Origin of the sequence: Pelagihabitans pacificus, from assembly GCF_009371985.2 — a bacterium.
Classification (GTDB): Bacteria; Bacteroidota; Bacteroidia; order Flavobacteriales; family Flavobacteriaceae; genus Pelagihabitans; species Pelagihabitans pacificus.
Window position 1 is genome coordinate 92,389 of the sequence record NZ_VIKU02000006.1, and the last position, 16,297, is coordinate 108,685.

At 45.5% G+C, this 16,297-nt stretch carries 13 protein-coding genes; 9 read left to right on the forward strand and 4 right to left on the reverse strand.

The window, feature by feature from the left end:
- Positions 1-37 precede the first annotated feature (37 nt).
- The 7 genes from FK220_RS17375 to acs all read left to right on the forward strand — a co-directional run bounded on the left by FK220_RS17375 (position 38) and on the right by acs (position 9,819).
- Positions 38-1,552 carry a glycoside hydrolase family 10 protein gene (locus FK220_RS17375; protein WP_238719090.1) on the forward strand — a complete coding sequence of 505 codons (1,515 nt, stop codon included), beginning with the start codon at positions 38-40 and terminating at the stop codon, positions 1,550-1,552.
- Between the two features lie 87 nt (positions 1,553-1,639).
- Entirely contained in the window at positions 1,640-2,914 is a 1,275-nt protein-coding gene (locus FK220_RS17380) for an MFS transporter (RefSeq protein WP_152575630.1), read from the forward strand.
- Positions 2,904-4,481: a glycoside hydrolase family 3 protein gene (locus FK220_RS17385; RefSeq protein WP_152575631.1), complete on the forward strand. Its 1,578-nt coding sequence runs from the start codon at positions 2,904-2,906 to the stop codon at positions 4,479-4,481. Before FK220_RS17380 ends, FK220_RS17385 begins: the two co-directional genes overlap by 11 nt.
- Positions 4,482-4,526: 45 nt before the next feature.
- The gene (locus FK220_RS17390) at positions 4,527-5,588 is read left to right on the forward strand and encodes an anhydro-N-acetylmuramic acid kinase (protein ID WP_238719091.1); all 1,062 of its coding nucleotides are present in this window, start codon (positions 4,527-4,529) and stop codon (positions 5,586-5,588) included.
- Positions 5,589-5,715: 127 nt separating this feature from the next.
- Positions 5,716-5,976, forward strand: coding sequence for a DUF4212 domain-containing protein (locus FK220_RS17395; RefSeq protein WP_152575633.1), 261 nt, complete (start codon positions 5,716-5,718; stop codon positions 5,974-5,976).
- A 182-nt stretch (positions 5,977-6,158) separates the two neighbouring features.
- Positions 6,159-7,874 (forward strand): sodium:solute symporter family protein, encoded by a 1,716-nt coding sequence (locus tag FK220_RS17400; protein WP_152575634.1) that lies wholly within the window; start codon positions 6,159-6,161, stop codon positions 7,872-7,874.
- Between the two features lie 37 nt (positions 7,875-7,911).
- Positions 7,912-9,819, forward strand: coding sequence for an acetate--CoA ligase (acs, locus tag FK220_RS17405; protein ID WP_152575635.1), 1,908 nt, complete (start codon positions 7,912-7,914; stop codon positions 9,817-9,819).
- Between the two features lie 183 nt (positions 9,820-10,002).
- Here acs and FK220_RS17410 read toward each other — a convergent pair whose 3' ends face one another.
- The 4 genes from FK220_RS17410 to FK220_RS17425 form a co-directional block, all read right to left on the reverse strand.
- On the reverse strand, positions 10,003-11,220 hold the full coding sequence (locus FK220_RS17410) for a multidrug effflux MFS transporter (protein ID WP_152575636.1): 1,218 nt from the start codon (positions 11,218-11,220) through the stop codon (positions 10,003-10,005).
- Positions 11,221-11,366: 146 nt separating this feature from the next.
- Complete coding sequence (locus tag FK220_RS17415) at positions 11,367-12,908, reverse strand: acyl-CoA carboxylase subunit beta (RefSeq protein ID WP_152575637.1); 1,542 nt, start codon at positions 12,906-12,908, stop codon at positions 11,367-11,369.
- 3 nt (positions 12,909-12,911) lie between these two features.
- Complete coding sequence (gene accC / locus FK220_RS17420) at positions 12,912-14,354, reverse strand: acetyl-CoA carboxylase biotin carboxylase subunit (RefSeq protein WP_152575638.1); 1,443 nt, start codon at positions 14,352-14,354, stop codon at positions 12,912-12,914.
- A 10-nt stretch (positions 14,355-14,364) separates the two neighbouring features.
- The gene (locus FK220_RS17425; RefSeq protein WP_152575639.1) at positions 14,365-14,850 is read right to left on the reverse strand and encodes an acetyl-CoA carboxylase biotin carboxyl carrier protein subunit; all 486 of its coding nucleotides are present in this window, start codon (positions 14,848-14,850) and stop codon (positions 14,365-14,367) included.
- A gap of 283 nt (positions 14,851-15,133) precedes the next feature.
- On the opposite strand from FK220_RS17425, the gene udk reads away from it, so the two are divergent.
- Both udk and FK220_RS17435 read left to right on the forward strand, forming a co-directional pair.
- On the forward strand, positions 15,134-15,742 hold the full coding sequence (gene udk, locus FK220_RS17430; RefSeq protein ID WP_152575640.1) for a uridine kinase: 609 nt from the start codon (positions 15,134-15,136) through the stop codon (positions 15,740-15,742).
- 6 nt (positions 15,743-15,748) lie between these two features.
- Entirely contained in the window at positions 15,749-16,087 is a 339-nt protein-coding gene (locus FK220_RS17435) for an FtsB family cell division protein (protein ID WP_152575641.1), read from the forward strand.
- The last annotated feature ends 210 nt before the right edge of the window (positions 16,088-16,297 follow it).

Consider the following 16,297-nt stretch of genomic DNA (forward strand, 5'->3'; position numbering starts at 1 on the left):
TCCTATACCTTGGAATGATAAATACAAACAATAACTCTTGAAAAAAAAGCCAACCACCATAATCGCTTTCGTAGTCTCGCTACTAGGCACTTCCTGCAGTATTTTTCAGCCTATTCCCCAACCCAAAAGCGAATTCAGGGGTTTTTGGGTAGCTACGGTGGTAAATATCGATTGGCCCCGTAACGGTGCCGACCCGGTGGAAAAACAAAAGAATGATTTTCTCGAAATCCTCGATTTTTACGACGACCTCAACTTTAATACGGCTATTGTTCAAGTTCGTACCGCGGGAGATGCTTTTTATAATTCCCACTTCGCCCCATGGTCCCGATTTTTAACGGGAACCGAAGGACAGAAACAAGAAGCCCATGAAAATCTATTGACGTGGATGATCAGGGAAACCCACAAAAGAGGCATGGAATTTCATGCTTGGCTCAATCCCTATCGCGCTACCTTCGACTTAAGGACCAACATCCTAAGCCCTACCCATGATTTCAACCTGCATCCTGAATGGATGGTCCAATATGGGAAAAAATACTATTACAACCCCGGATTACCCGAAGTACGTAATCGCATGATCCAAGTAATCGACGAAATCATTACTAACTATGATATCGATGCCATTCACTTCGATGACTACTTTTACCCCTATACCATTAATGACGAAGTATTTCAAGATTCCTTAAGTTTTGCTCATCATGGCCTCCCCAATCAGTCTTTGGAAGACTGGCGACGCAGCAATATTGATTCGTTGATCAAAAACAGCCATGAAATCATCAAGGCCCGCAAACCGTGGGTACAGTTTGGTGTTAGTCCGTTCGGAGTTTGGAAGAATCAATCAACCGACCCCCAAGGTTCGGATACCCGAGCCGGGCAGACCACCTACGAAAACCTCTTCGCCGATCCCCTGCTTTGGATGGAAAAAGAATGGCTCGATTACCTGATTCCGCAAGTATACTGGAGTATGGAACTCCCCGTGGCCTCTCATCATAAGATTGTTGATTGGTGGTCCGGGAAGGTCCAAAATACCAACTTGTACATAGGCAACGGCCCCTACAAAATAAGGAACAACAGTGACAAGGCCTGGGATGATAAGAAGGAATTACCTAATCAACTCACCTTGGCGAGAAATACCGATGCAGTAAGTGGAAATGCCTTTTTCAGCGCCAAAAGCTTGATGAAGAATAACGAGGATGTGGTAGCGATACTCAAAAAAAGACATTATAAGAGGGCTTCCATACCCCCTGCTTCACCACTGGCACGCAAAGCGGTAAAGTCCCAAATCTCGTTGAACTCACTAATCAAGAAAAACGACACCGTGTATATGGATTTTGACAATCTGGAAAACTATCGATACGCAATGGTCTATGCCTCCGGAAAAAGAAAGCGAATGGAATACCCTATTAAAAAACTTTTGGCAAAAATTCCTCTGGAAAATCGCAATGTAGTGCCCCTTCCAGTTTATCGAATAGCGGGAAAAAAACAAATGGCATTCGTTTTTATCGACCGCTATCGAAGGGAATCAGAACCGATAGTAGTTCATTTAAAACGATAAGGGGCAAAGATGAAAAAGTACGTAAAGGGGAGGGAAAATACCTTGAATTTGAACTTGACACTTGAACTTAAATTTCAACCATAACCAATGATACAAAAAAACAAATGGGCGTGGGCTTGGGTCCCGGTACTGTATTTTACCCAAGGGCTCCCCTATGTAATGGTGGTCACCGTTTCGGTCATTATGTACAAAAAATTGGGTGTCAGTAATGCCGATATCGGCCTGTATACCTCCTGGCTTTACTTACCCTGGGTCATTAAACCATTATGGAGTCCGTTCGTAGACCTTAAAAGTACCAAACGCAATTGGATCCTAGGATCTCAGTTATTCATTTCCATTGCACTTCTGGGGGTCGGACTAACCCTGCCGACCAATATATTCTTTGTCACCTCCCTCGCCTGTTTTTGGATGGCAGCCTTTGCCTCCGCGACCAATGACATTGCCTCCGATGGGTACTACATGATCGGTCTTACCGAGGAAAAACAATCGTTTTTTGTAGGACTTCGAAGTACATTTTATAAACTATCGACCGTTACGGGTCAAGGACTTTTGGTGATTCTAGCCGGTTTTTTGGAAAACCATTATGGCGATAATACCAAAGCTTGGTCATATACCATGATCTGTGCGGCTTTTTTGATGCTTTTACTTACCATATCCAATTTCTTGGTTACCCCGAAATTCGAATCTTCCTCGGCCATTACCCTCGACAAGCCAAAAAGCTTTATGGAGGTTTTCATTTCCTTTTTTAAAAAACCTGGCATCGGTATTGCTTTGACCTTTATCCTGCTCTTTCGGCTTGGGGAGTCACAATTGGTAAAAATGGCCTCCCCTTTTTTATTAGACCCGACAACAGAAGGTGGTCTTGGGTATTCCACTGCCGAAGTTGGAACCATTTATGGGACCATTGGAGTGATTATGCTCACTGTAGGCGGTATATTGGGCGGAATACTTATTTCTAGGAATGGTTTAAAAAAATGGATGCTCCCCATGCTACTCTCACTTAATGTTCCCAACGCCCTTTATGCATTTTTGGCGCTGACGCAGACCACCAATCTTGTCGCCGTGGTCGGTACCGTTGTACTGGAACAATTCGGGTATGGTTTTGGCATAGCGGGCTTTATGGTATACCTCATCTATATTGCGGAAGGAAAGTCCAAGACCTCTCACTATGCCATAGCGACCGGATTTATGGCCCTTGGCATGATGCTTCCAGGACTTATCAGCGGTTTTATGCAGGAATGGTTGGGATATGATGGTTTTTTTATATGGGTCGTCATTGCAGCTTTTCCGGCATTTTTAATGCTCAAGTACATTGATTATCCAGCCGATTTCGGTAAAGCCAAATCCGCAAATGAGAAATAGCGTGATTAAAATAGGGAAAAAGGAACGACTTTCCTTAAAAGAGAAAGTAGGTCAGCTTTTTATGCCGGCCGCATTTATCAACGATACCGAAGAGGAGATTACACAATTGGAAAATCTGATTCGGGCGCAATCCGTAGGCGGACTCTGCTTCTTTCATAGCCGTGCCAGTGCCGCCACGAATTATGAGGGTAAAAAAGAAGTCGTCTACAATGAGAGAAGCTTTACAATCCTAAAAAAACGTATTCAACGCTATCAAAAAGCAGCCAAATATCCTTTACTGATTGCTATCGATGCCGAGTGGGGGCTCGCGATGCGAATTGAAAACACTCCCCAGTACCCGTATGCAATTACCTTAGGTGCCATTCAGGAGAAAAATTTGATCTTTGAAATCGGGAGGAATATCGCTAGGGACTGTAGAGCTGCCGGTATCCATTGGAATCTGGCCCCAGTGGTCGACCTAAACAATAATCCTAACAATCCGGTTATAGGCTATCGCTCTTTTGGGGAGGACAAACTCCAAGTAACCGAAAAAGCTCTTGCTTTTATCAAGGGCACCCAAAGTGAAGGTGTATTGACTAGCATAAAACATTTTCCAGGTCATGGCGATACGGCCACCGATTCCCATTTAGATTTACCATTGATCGATAAATCAAAAGAGGAGCTGCTGAACAACGAGCTGTATCCCTTTCAAAAGCTAATTAAGGAAGGAATGGATTCCGTCATGGTCGGGCACTTGTCGGTTCCATCAATTGCCCGGGGAAACAAGATATCATCGAGCGTTTCAAAAGACATTATTAAAGGCCTTCTGCGAACCGAAATGGGGTTCGAAGGTGTCGTGGTGTCGGACGCACTCAACATGCATGCAGTATCCAAAAAATATGAGGAAAAAGGTGAATTGGAATGGCTCGCCTTCGACGCCGGAAACGATATTTTGTGCTTTGCGGAACATATCGAAGAAGGTATTGCAACCATCTTGAGGAAAGCCAGTAAAGCCCAAATTGAAGAAGGTTTTTCAAGAGTGTGGAAATTGAAGGAGAAGACCTTTGCAACGGAAGCTAATAGACGCTTTGAATTGACAAACCCAACCGATCTAAACGAACGCGTAGCGCGAAAAAGCCTTACACTACACAAGGGTGCGGAGCAGGACATTTTCGAATTTAAAGAAAGTTCTTTTTTAGGAATTTCGAATTTTCGAGATAGTGATAATCAATTTTTTAAAACTATTTATGAAAATAAAAAGTTCGAATACCTGCCTATATCCGAAGATGTTTTGAACATGCCTGAAAATAATGTGCTGATGGCCTTGTTTCCCCCACAGGTAAAACCAGCAAACCATTTTGGTCTGTCCCAGGAAGAACTTTTATGGATCAATTCACTTTTGAGGTCAAAGAATGTGGTGTTGTACCTATTTGGAAATCCGTATGTGTTGAACCATATCGAAAGTACGAATGCGAAAGCCGTGGTAATGGCCTATCAAAATTTTGATATTTTCCAAGAAGTAGCGGCCGCCCACTTTTTGGGCCATTTCAAGGCAAAAGGTATACTTCCCGTATCCATTTCTACATAAAAAACAGTAACGCAAGAAAAGAACCCTATGGTAAAAACATTTAAAATGCTGGGATTAATGTCCGGTACCTCATTAGACGGACTAGACCTGGCCTATTGCCATATTATGAAAAACAAAGACCAGTGGTCTTTCGAAATTCTGAATACCAAAAGTGTTTCCTATACGGTCGAAATGCAGGCCGAACTTAAAGATGCCATATTTCTTCAAGCGGACAAGCTCTTGGTATTCAACAATGAATACGGTACTTGGTTGGGTGAACAGTCCATAGAGTTTATCAAGGAAAACGCGCTTGAAGTCGATTATATAGCCAGTCACGGACATACCACACATCATCAACCCCAAAACGGCCTTACCTATCAAATCGGTTCCGGACAGCATTTGGCCAATGCCAGCGGACATCGGGTCGTTTGTGACTTCCGTACCAACGATGTTTCTTTGGGCGGACAAGGCGCTCCCTTGGTACCCATTGGGGACCGACTCTTTTTTGGCAATTATGACTTCTGTCTAAATCTCGGGGGTATCAGTAATGTCTCCTTTGAACAGAAAGGCAAGCGAATCGCCTATGACATCGGCTTGGCCAATATGATCTTGAACTACATCACTCGAAAAATCGACTTGGACTATGACAAAGGGGGTGAACTGGCGAGGAACGGAACTATCAATTCCAAAATGCTCGAAAAGCTGAATGGGCTTGCCTATTATCTCCTTCCCCATCCAAAATCTATCGGGTACGAGTGGTTTGTAGAGGAAGTAGCGCCTATAGTCGATGAGACCGATGACCACATAGAAAATCTGCTGCACACCGCTGTGCATCATATCTGCGAAAAAGTAGCCCAACAAATAAAACGCAACAGCACTGGAAACCGACAAAGCCTTTTTGTCTCCGGTGGGGGTGCCTTGAACCATTTTTTGATTGATACTCTCCAAGAAAAAGTAGGAAGCGATACCAAAGTTGTCGTACCGGAACCTACCTTGATCGAATTTAAGGAGGCTTTGGTCTTCGCACTAATGGGAGCTCTTAGGATGGAACAGGAAATCAATATACTATGTTCCGTTACGGGGGCTAAAAGAGACTCGTCTAGCGGGGTTTTATACCTCCCTAATTAAAGAACCATCTAAACCATCTTCTGTTTACCAAATAATTGCTTTTTTTTTGGTTAACTGCAAAAAGTTGAAGCCGGTTCGATGTTTACGTCGCAAATACCTATCTTGAAAAACCAAATAAATTACCAACATGTCTGATAAACAAAAAAAAGCGACCGCTTACTGGAAAGAGAACGTTCGTTACCTCTTTCTGTTACTCTTCATTTGGTTCGCGGTGTCCTATGGCGCAGGTATTCTTTTCAAGGATGCGCTGAACAATATAAAAATTGGCGGTTTTCAATTGGGATTTTGGTTCGCCCAGCAGGGAGCGATCTACGTTTTTGTGCTGTTGATTTTTATTTACGTACGCCTTATGAACAGGCTCGATAAAAAATATGGATATGACGAATGAAGGGTTCATTCGTTTATTCGACTGTAGCCAAAGACCATTGTTCACCTTGCCGCCAACTTCCTTGGAAGCGCTGTCTGCCAGAGTGAAAACGGAAAGACCGGCAGGCCGGGGTCACTTGCTTCAAGTAAACCGATTTAAATCTCGATCATCAAATAAAATACCAACTTTAAATCTGTAAAAATATGAACGATGTGCAACTATGGACCTATGTGCTTGTAGCTCTTACCTTTGGCCTATATATCGGTATTGCCATCTGGTCCAGAGCCGGATCTACCAAGGATTTCTACGTTGCCGGTGGCGGGGTTTCCCCCCTTGCGAACGGCATGGCCACGGCCGCCGATTGGATGTCGGCCGCCTCTTTTATTTCTATGGCCGGGATCATCGCTTTTGCCGGCTACGATGGCTCGGTCTATCTGATGGGTTGGACCGGTGGTTATGTGCTCTTGGCACTTCTGTTGGCCCCCTATTTGAGGAAATTTGGAAAGTTTACGGTTCCCGATTTCATCGGTGACCGCTATTATTCCAAGACCGCGAGGATTGTTGCGGTCATTTGTGCACTCCTAGTATCTTTTACTTATGTGGCAGGGCAAATGCGCGGTGTGGGCTTGGTGTTCTCACGTTTTTTGGAGGTCGACATCAACACCGGGGTGGTCATCGGGATGGTTATCGTATTGTTTTACGCCGTTTTAGGAGGAATGAAAGGCATCACCTATACGCAAGTGGCCCAATATTGCGTACTGATTTTTGCCTTTATGGTTCCCGCGATTTTCATCTCGATACAGATGACGGGGAATCCCATTCCGCAACTGGGTATGGGATCTACCCTGAACGACGGTTCGGGCACTTACTTATTGGATAAGCTAAACGGTCTCTCCACCGAACTGGGGTTTGCCGAATATACTTCAGGTACGAAAAGCACCATCGATGTGCTCGCTATCACCTTGGCCCTGATGGTAGGCACTGCCGGACTCCCTCACGTGATTGTCCGGTTTTTCACGGTAAAAAGAGTTAAGGATGCGCGAAAATCAGCGGGGCTTGCCTTATTGCTCATTGCCATTTTATATACCACGGCACCGGCGGTAGCGGTCTTCGCCCGTACCAATATGATCAACACGGTTAGCAACCAGGACTACACGAGCATGCCCGACTGGTTTACCAAATGGGAGAAGACCAAGTTAATTAGGTTTACCGACAAAAACGGTGATGGTAAAATCCAGTATGTGGCCGATGCCTCAAAAAATGAATTGGTGGTGGACCGGGATATCATGGTATTGGCGAACCCTGAAATTGCCAACCTTCCGGCGTGGGTCATCGCTTTGGTTGCAGCCGGAGGGCTTGCTGCGGCGCTTTCGACCGCAGCGGGATTGCTACTGGTCATTTCAGCTTCGGTATCACACGATTTGATCAAAAAAGTATTTGTCCCCACAATTACCGAAAAAGGGGAATTATGGGCCGCTCGGATTGCCGCGACCGGCGCAGTAGTGGTTGCGGGATACTTCGGAATTAATCCGCCCGGATTTGTAGCGGCAGTGGTAGCGCTGGCGTTCGGGCTCGCCGCGGCATCCTTTTTTCCTGCCATTGTCCTAGGTATTTTTTATAAAAAAATGAATAAGGAAGGAGCCGTAGCGGGAATGGTCGTGGGTATTTCCCTGATGCTGTTTTATATGCTGAAGTTCAAGTTCGGGATTTTTGATGGAGGCAAGGAAGCGGTACCGGGTCTTGCCAAGGATTGGTGGTTTGGAATCTCTCCTGAAGGATTTGGCACGGTAGCGATGATGGTGAATTTTACGGTGTCGATTGTTGTGATGCGGTTTACTTCGGCACCACCTCAAAACGTTCAGGAAATTGTAGAGGACATACGTATTCCAAGTGGGGCAGGAAAGGCTTCGGGACACTGATTTTTTGATTATTTTTAAGGGATAAAAGCACGTATAAATGAGCAACTACCATATTAAGCATCTAGAAGAATATTTTCAAGTCTACCGGAAGTCCGTTCGTAACCCGGAAGCCTTTTGGGAAGAAATCGCGGAGGAACATTTTATTTGGCGCAAAAAATGGGACAAAGTGCTCTCCTGGGATTTTAGCAAACCGGAAATCAAATGGTTCGAAGGAGCAAAATTGAACATTACCGAAAACTGTTTAGATCGACATATTCCCACCCGTGGTACTAAAACCGCCATCATATTCGAACCAAACGACCCAAAAGAGGAGGTTCAACACATTACTTATAGGCAATTACATGAACGGGTGTGCCGCATGGCAAACGTACTCATCGAAAATGGCATCAAAAAGGGGGACCGTGTCTGCATTTATCTGCCAATGATCCCGGAACTTGCAGTATCCGTTTTGGCCTGCGCCCGCATCGGCGCCATTCATTCGGTCGTGTTTGCGGGATTCTCCGCCAACGCTTTATCCACCCGTATCAACGACTCGGATTGTAAAATGGTCATCACCTCCGATGGGTCCTACCGAGGTGCCAAGACCATAGACCTTAAGGGCATTGTCGACAAGGCCTTGGAGAGCTGCCCCGGGGTGGCCACCGTATTGGTTGCCAAGCGAATCAACTCCAAAATAAACATGTTGGAAGGAAGGGATAAATGGCTCCAACCGCTACTGGATGCTGCGTATGCCGACTACGTAGCCGATGTGATGGATGCCGAGGATCCCTTGTTCATCCTATATACTTCCGGTTCTACCGGGAAACCCAAAGGCATGGTGCACACTACGGCGGGATATATGGTCTATACGGCCTACACCTTTAAAAACGCTTTTCAATATCGGGAAGAGGACGTGTATTGGTGTACTGCAGACATCGGATGGATTACCGGACATTCCTATATCATTTACGGACCCTTGGCCAATGGAGCCACCACCGTCATGTTCGAGGGGGTTCCCTCCTACCCGGATTTCGGGCGTTTCTGGGAGGTCGTCGAGAAACACAAAATCAATCAATTTTACACCGCTCCAACCGCCATTCGGGCCTTGGCCAAGGAGAATCTTGACTTCGTGGAGAAATATGACCTAAGTAGCCTAAAGGTATTAGGGTCGGTCGGTGAGCCCATCAACGAGGAAGCCTGGCACTGGTACAACAATAATGTAGGAAGAAAGAAGAGTCCCATTATCGATACCTGGTGGCAAACCGAAACCGGTGGCATTATGATTACCCCGATTCCGTTCGTGACCCCTACGACCCCGACCTATGCCACACTGCCTTTCATCGGTATCCAGCCCGCCCTGATGGATGAAAACGGGCAGGAAATCAAAGGCAATCAAGTAGAAGGACGTTTGTGTATCAAATTCCCCTGGCCCTCGATCGCACGAACTATTTGGGGCGATCATGACCGCTACCGGGACACCTACTTTTCAGCATACGAAAACATGTATTTTACCGGGGACGGGGCCCTGCGCGATGCGGTGGGCTATTACCGAATTACGGGCCGTGTAGACGACGTAATTATCGTTTCGGGCCATAACCTGGGAACCGCGCCCATTGAGGACAGTATCAACGAACACCCGGCAGTAGCGGAATCGGCTATCGTCGGCTTCCCACACGACATAAAGGGCAATGCTTTGTACGGTTACGTAATATTGAAAGAAACTGGGGAGGGTCGAGATAGGGACAACCTACGAAAGGAAATCAATCTCCAGATTACCGAACAGATAGGACCGATTGCCAAGTTGGATAAAATCCAGTTTGTTCCTGGACTTCCAAAAACCCGTAGCGGAAAAATCATGCGACGCATCCTTCGAAAAATAGCCTCCAAGGATACTTCCAACCTTGGGGATACCAGTACCTTATTAAATCCGGAGGTAGTGAAGGAAATTATAGATAATGCCCTCTAGCCCACTGCCCTTTAGCTTTATAAAAAGTTGATCAGACCATTAGTTCGAGCGTTCCAAAACCAAAATGAACACTTTACATGTGCTTACTGCTGTTGCACCCGGTCTGCGCCCGATGTAACAGTGGAGTTTAGCTTGGTGCTATATTATCGAGCAATAAGTCAGATAGGGCGACTTTCCAGTTCGCTATCGAATCACCCTACTCGTAACATTGGTCTTTCTACGAACCGCCATAAAGATCCCTAATGAAATAAGACCACAAACGGCCAGACCTACAAACATGGGCCAAATGGTGTCGTTGATAAAACTCCCGACATAAGAAGCAATGGGTATGGCGATCAAGGTCGAGACACAGCCGTTGATGGCCGCCCCTACTCCGGCAATATGGCCGATCGGTTCCATCGCAATCGAGCGAAAGTTCCCCCACAAAAAACCGAGGCAAAAGAACTGGGCCGACAAAAATAAGATTAAAACCGGTACACTGGGGTTCAATCTTCCCCAGAAGACAGCCACATACAACAGCGCAATGGCACAAAAAGCGGTCAGCGCCATAAATGCCAATCGGCGCATGCCAAAACGAAGTACCAAAGTACCGTTCAAAAAAGTAGCCGCCCCAATCGAAATGGCGAGTCCGGCAAAAATATATGGAAACTCCTCCGGCATTCCATATTGACTTTCGAACACATGGGACGATGCGCTGAGAAACACCAGAAACGCCCCGGTCACGAAACCGGAGGTAAAAGTAAAAGCGACGGTTTCACGATGCCGCAAGAACTCCTTCAAACCATCCAAAAAAATTGTTTTCGAAAATGGTACTTTATATTCCGGTCTTAAGGTTTCAGGCTGGCGTCTCCAAAACCAAATGGCGATCAACAGACCAAAAAACAACTGCATGTAAAAAATGGCTTCCCATCCAAAGGCGTCCATCACCCACTTCCCAATCGCAGGAGCTACCACGGGAATGAGAATAAAGAATGCCGTGACGAACGACATAATCCGGGCCATGTGATCACCCTTGTAGGTGTCTCGAATAATCGATATCGCGATGGACCGAGGGGCAGAAAGTCCGATACCCTGTAAGACACGACCAACAATCATGATTTCCAGGGAAGGGGCCAACACACAGACCGTACTGGCAATGACAAACACGATGAAGCCAAGATACACAATAGGTTTCCTACCAAAACTATCGGACAAGGGTCCAAAAAATAATTGTCCGACTCCCAGTCCCAAGAAAATCATGGTAATCAATAGCTGGTTGTCGGTGGGATCCACGCTATTTATAGCGATTCCAATGGTAGAGATAGCCGGTAAAATAGCATCGATGGCCAACGCTACAATCGACATCAATGCGGCCATCAACGCCACAAACTCAAAAGCAGGCCTTGCATTCGTATTTTGCATTCGGCAAAAGTAGGCATATCCGCAGCAAACGAAACAAAAAGAACGGTCAAAATAAGGAAGCCTGTCCCAAAATAGGCTATCATTCTTTCATCGGACCAATAATGGCCATTCAGACATTTGCTTACCGTTAGCGGACCGCTCGGGAATTACAAGGGAATATTACCGTGTTTTCTTTTAGGTAACGGTACTTCTTTATTTTCGAGCATGCTGAATGCCTTGATCAATTTTCTACGGGTGTTCTTTGGCAGAATCACCTCATCGACGAACCCTCGACGAGCAGCTCTAAACGGATTGGCAAATTTTTCGGCGTACTCGGCCTCCTTCTCCGCTAACTTTTGAACGGGATCATCAGCAGCCCCGATTTCTTTTCTAAAAATGATTTCACTTGCCCCCTTTGCACCCATTACCGCAATTTCCGCCGTTGGCCATGCATAGTTAAAGTCTGCCCCGATGTGTTTGGAATTCATCACATCATACGCCCCACCATAGGCCTTTCTCGTAATTACCGTTACCCTGGGGACCGTAGCTTCGCTGAACGCGTACAATAATTTGGCGCCGTGTACGATGATCCCATCCCATTCCTGATCGGTCCCAGGCAAAAATCCCGGTACATCCACCAATACCAACATTGGAATATTGAAAGCATCGCAGAAACGTACAAATCGGGATGCTTTTCTAGAGCTCTTTACGCCCAGTACTCCTGCTAGGAACATGGGCTGGTTGGCGATAATACCGATACTACGACCGGCCAACCGCCCAAAACCACACAACATGTTCTCGGCGTAGTCCTTATGGATTTCGTAAAAGGAATCCGAATCGATGATACCTTCGATAACGTCGTGCATATCATACGGTTTATTGGGGCTGTCGGGTACGATACCTTCCAACATTTCCCGTACCTCGTCCCCCAAGGTGTACGCAAGCTTTACTGGTTTTTCCCTATTGCTCTGGGGTAGATAGCCCAACAGTTTTTTGATATCTTCCAAACAGACCACGTCATTGGCAGAAGTCCTGTGTGCCACCCCGGATTTGATGGCATGTGTCGTTGCCCCACCCAATTCCTCGGCGGTTACTTCCTCATTGGTCACCGTTTTGACCACGTTCGGACCCGTAACGAACATATAACTGGTCTGCTCGACCATAATGGTAAAATCGGTCATCGCGGGGGAATAGACCGCCCCCCCTGCACAAGGACCCATGATGGCCGAAATCTGGGGGATTATTCCCGATGCCTGGACATTTCGATAAAATATATCGGCATAGCCCCCCAGGGAACGCACTCCCTCCTGGATTCTGGCGCCTCCCGAATCATTCAAACCTATGACAGGCGCCCCTACCTTCATAGCGAGGTCCATGACCTTGCAAATCTTCTCGGCGTGTGTCTCCGACAGTGCGCCACCAAAGACCGTAAAATCCTGGGCATACACATAGACCAAACGCCCATCGACAGTACCATAACCAGTGACCACCCCATCCCCGAAGTAAATTTCTTTTTCCATTCCGAAATCGGTGGTGCGGTGGGTAACCAAAATTCCCATTTCCTCAAAGGAACCTTCATCCAATAAATAGTCGATCCGTTCACGGGCCGTTAGTTTCTTTTTTTGGTGCTGCTTGTCTATCCGGGCCTGTCCGCCACCTTGATGGGCCAGTGCAATTCTTTCGTTCAGTTTTTTCAGTTTCGGATCCATAATCTAATTTGTTGGTGTTCTTAGCAGGTTTTGGTCTTCCTTGTATCTTTTCAACGCTATGATTGCAGCTATTTTTGCTTCCTCGGCCGTTCTTTCCTTCAACTTTTCAGGAGAATAATAGTTCTTTACAAAATGGGTATCGAAATTTCCGGAACGAAATGCCTCATGTTCAAAAACAAATTTTCCGAAAGGCAAGGTGGTTTGGACGCCCTCGATATGATAATCGCTTATTGCCTTCAACATCAATTGAATGGCCTCTTCCCTGCTCGCGCCGTAGGTAATCAATTTCGAAAGCATGGGATCGTAGTAAATGGGTACATCCATGCCTTCCTCAAATCCGTTATCCACACGAACGCCCTTGCCATTGGGGAGCTTATAGGTCTCCAAGGTACCCACACTTGGTAGGAAATCGTTCAATGGATCTTCTGCATACACCCGTAGTTCCAGGGCATGGCCCTTTATTTTTAAATCCTCTTGTCTGATTTCCATGGCTTCTCCCCGAGCAATCTTGATCTGTAGTTCTACCAAATCAACCCCTGAAATCAATTCACTGACCGGATGCTCTACCTGCAACCGGGTATTCATTTCAAGAAAATAGAATTTATGGTCGGCGTCCATCAGAAACTCTACCGTACCCGCCCCTAAATAGTCACAGGATTTGGCCACTTTTACCGCTGCGTCTCCCATTTCGGCGCGTAATTCGGGAGTAAGAATCGAGGAGGGTGCTTCTTCGACCACCTTTTGGTGACGACGCTGAATACTGCACTCACGCTCAAAAAAATGAAGGATATTTCCATGGCTATCGGCCATCACCTGAATTTCGATATGTCTGGGGGAGGTCACATATTTTTCGATAAATACCGATCCATCGCCAAAGGCCGAAGTGGCCTCACTGATAGCCCGGTTCATCTGGGATTCCAAATCCTTTTCCCGTTCTACGATCCGCATACCCTTTCCGCCACCGCCGGCCGAAGCCTTGATGAGGATGGGGAATCCGATTTCCTTGGCGATTTCCATGGCCTTTTTAACATCGGTAATTGCCTCGTCGATTCCTGGTACCATAGGAATGTTATATTGCTTTACCGCTTCTTTGGCGGCCAGTTTGCTACCCATCATCCGTATCGCCTTCGATTTCGGACCGATGAAAATAAGTCCGTTTTTTTCGACCTCCTCGGCAAAATCCGCATTTTCGCTCAGGAATCCGTATCCAGGGTGTATACCGTCGACATTCAGGTCTTTTGCCACCTCAATTATTTTGCCCCCCAATAAATACGACTGGTTCGAGGGCGGTTCCCCGATGCATACAGCTTCATCGGCAAATCGTACATGTGGGGCATTCCTATCCGCTTTTGAATATACGGCTACGGTCTTGATACCCATTTTTTGGGCGGTTCGCATGACACGGATGGCAATCTCGCCGCGGTTGGCTACTAAAATTTTTTTCATTCTCGCTATTTTATTCAAATTCGATCAACAAGTTTTTTTTGTCCACAGTATCTCCTTGGTTCACGGCAATCGATTTGATTGTTCCGTTTCTCGGGGAAGTAATGATATTTTCCATTTTCATGGCTTCCAAAATCAATAAGGGATCATCTTCGTGAACCTCTTGACCTTTGGTCACGTTGATTTCCAGAATCAATCCAGGCATCGGTGCCGAGATCGATGTAATATTTTTGGACGAAGCCAAGGAGAAGCCCATTTCGTCGATCAGCATATCCAACCCGCCCAAAATATCCACTGAATAGCTATTATTGTTGACTTTTAGGACATATCTTTTTCTATTGAAATCGGTGTTTATCAACTCGACCGAAAATGGCTTGTGGTCTTGAAGTATGTGGTAAGAATCATCTGAAATTTGCAAGGCATCCATTTGGGAGAGGTCTTCCTGTGTGATATCGAACGATAAACTTTCGTTCACCGTTACCTTGAAAGTAGTGTCCATAGGCGGTCGTTTATTTTTTTTGTCAATTATGTTTTATAGCAAAAGCATTAAGTTACACAATTTCCTAAGTATGGTCGTTACGCATGGTGGTTAAGCTTATGTAAAGTTTAGATCGTTTACATCAGTTTACCTATAATAAATATATTGTTCAAAAGTACTTCCACAAATGAAACCGTAATATGAGTCCTGTCATATTTTAAAAAATAATGATGTAGTTCCAAAGCGCGATTGCAAAATAGTTGTTTTGGACCCAAATATGTATTTTTGAACCAAAGGAACGAGTATGTTGATTATTGGGATAGCCGGGGGAACGGGCTGTGGTAAAACCACGGTAGTAAATCAGATCATCAACGAACTACCCAGGGGCGAGGTGGGGGTGATTTCGCAGGATTCCTATTACAACGACCTTTCCCATCTTAGCTTGGAGGATCGGAGAAGAACCAACTTTGACCACCCCCAATCCATCGATTTCGAACTATTGGAGGAGCACTTACAAGAACTGACCGCAGGACGATCCGTAGAACAACCCGTCTACTCTTTTTTGGAGTGTAACCGTACGGAAAAAACGATTCCTACGCATCCCAGCAAGGTAATGATCGTAGAGGGCATCTTGATTCTTACCAACGCGCGCATTAGGAATATGTTCGACATCAAGATCTACGTGCACGCCGATTCCGACGAACGTTTGATAAGAAGGTTAAAAAGGGATGTGAACGAGCGTGGTTGGAACCTGAATGAGACCCTTGAAAAATATCAGTGCAACATCAAACCCATGCACGAACAGTTCATCGAGCCTACAAAGGAGTATGCAGACATCATTATTCCCAATAATAAATACAATACCGTAGCCGTTGACATTGTACGTACCATCATCAACGAAAAATTAGGGTAATAGTCCATGGGCTTGAAGAGTATAAAAAAGAAAAAGTGGTTTCGGATATTGACCAATATGTATGTATTGGTATTGACCGTTTTTGTAATATGGATGGTATTCTTTGATCAAAATTCACTCCTGATCCATTTAGAGCTAAAAAGACAGATCGATAAACTTGAAAAAACCCAGCAATTCCTAAAGGAAGAAATTGAGAAGGATAAAAAAATCATTGAACAACTCTCAGACCCCAAACAACTGGAAAAATTTGCACGGGAGCAATACTATCTCAAAAAGAAGAACGAGGAAATCTACTTGATCGAGTATGAGGACAGCCTGAAGCTACAAGAGCAAGAGGACAAATAGAGTGCTATTGGTACGAAACCTCGATGCAGCACCTGCCTTCCTGTCGGTAGGCCCCGCTACCAAACACCTTTCGTAGGAACCTTCAAGATGGGGACTACCTGTCAAAAATAGGGAGTCCCTACTTTCTTAACTTACTTTAACACAGGACTATATACTTATTCACTTCATGTTAACAAATTCCATTTTTTGGCATCGTAAATAATCGTATTT

Excerpts from the sequence above, each read along its gene's own strand:
- FK220_RS17395 (WP_152575633.1), top strand. The coding sequence starts at position 5,716 with ATGTCTGATAAACAAAAAAAAGCGACCGCTTACTGGAAAGAGAACGTT.
- accC (WP_152575638.1), bottom strand. The coding sequence starts at position 14,354 with ATGAAAAAAATTTTAGTAGCCAACCGCGGCGAGATTGCCATCCGTGTC.
- FK220_RS17380 (WP_152575630.1), top strand. The coding sequence starts at position 1,640 with ATGATACAAAAAAACAAATGGGCGTGGGCTTGGGTCCCGGTACTGTAT.
- FK220_RS17435 (WP_152575641.1), top strand. The coding sequence starts at position 15,749 with ATGGGCTTGAAGAGTATAAAAAAGAAAAAGTGGTTTCGGATATTGACC.
- FK220_RS17400 (WP_152575634.1), top strand. The coding sequence starts at position 6,159 with ATGAACGATGTGCAACTATGGACCTATGTGCTTGTAGCTCTTACCTTT.
- FK220_RS17415 (WP_152575637.1), bottom strand. The coding sequence starts at position 12,908 with ATGGATCCGAAACTGAAAAAACTGAACGAAAGAATTGCACTGGCCCAT.
- acs (WP_152575635.1), top strand. The coding sequence starts at position 7,912 with ATGAGCAACTACCATATTAAGCATCTAGAAGAATATTTTCAAGTCTAC.
- FK220_RS17385 (WP_152575631.1), top strand. The coding sequence starts at position 2,904 with ATGAGAAATAGCGTGATTAAAATAGGGAAAAAGGAACGACTTTCCTTA.
- FK220_RS17425 (WP_152575639.1), bottom strand. The coding sequence starts at position 14,850 with ATGGACACTACTTTCAAGGTAACGGTGAACGAAAGTTTATCGTTCGAT.
- udk (WP_152575640.1), top strand. The coding sequence starts at position 15,134 with ATGTTGATTATTGGGATAGCCGGGGGAACGGGCTGTGGTAAAACCACG.
- FK220_RS17410 (WP_152575636.1), bottom strand. The coding sequence starts at position 11,220 with ATGCAAAATACGAATGCAAGGCCTGCTTTTGAGTTTGTGGCGTTGATG.
- FK220_RS17390 (WP_238719091.1), top strand. The coding sequence starts at position 4,527 with ATGCTGGGATTAATGTCCGGTACCTCATTAGACGGACTAGACCTGGCC.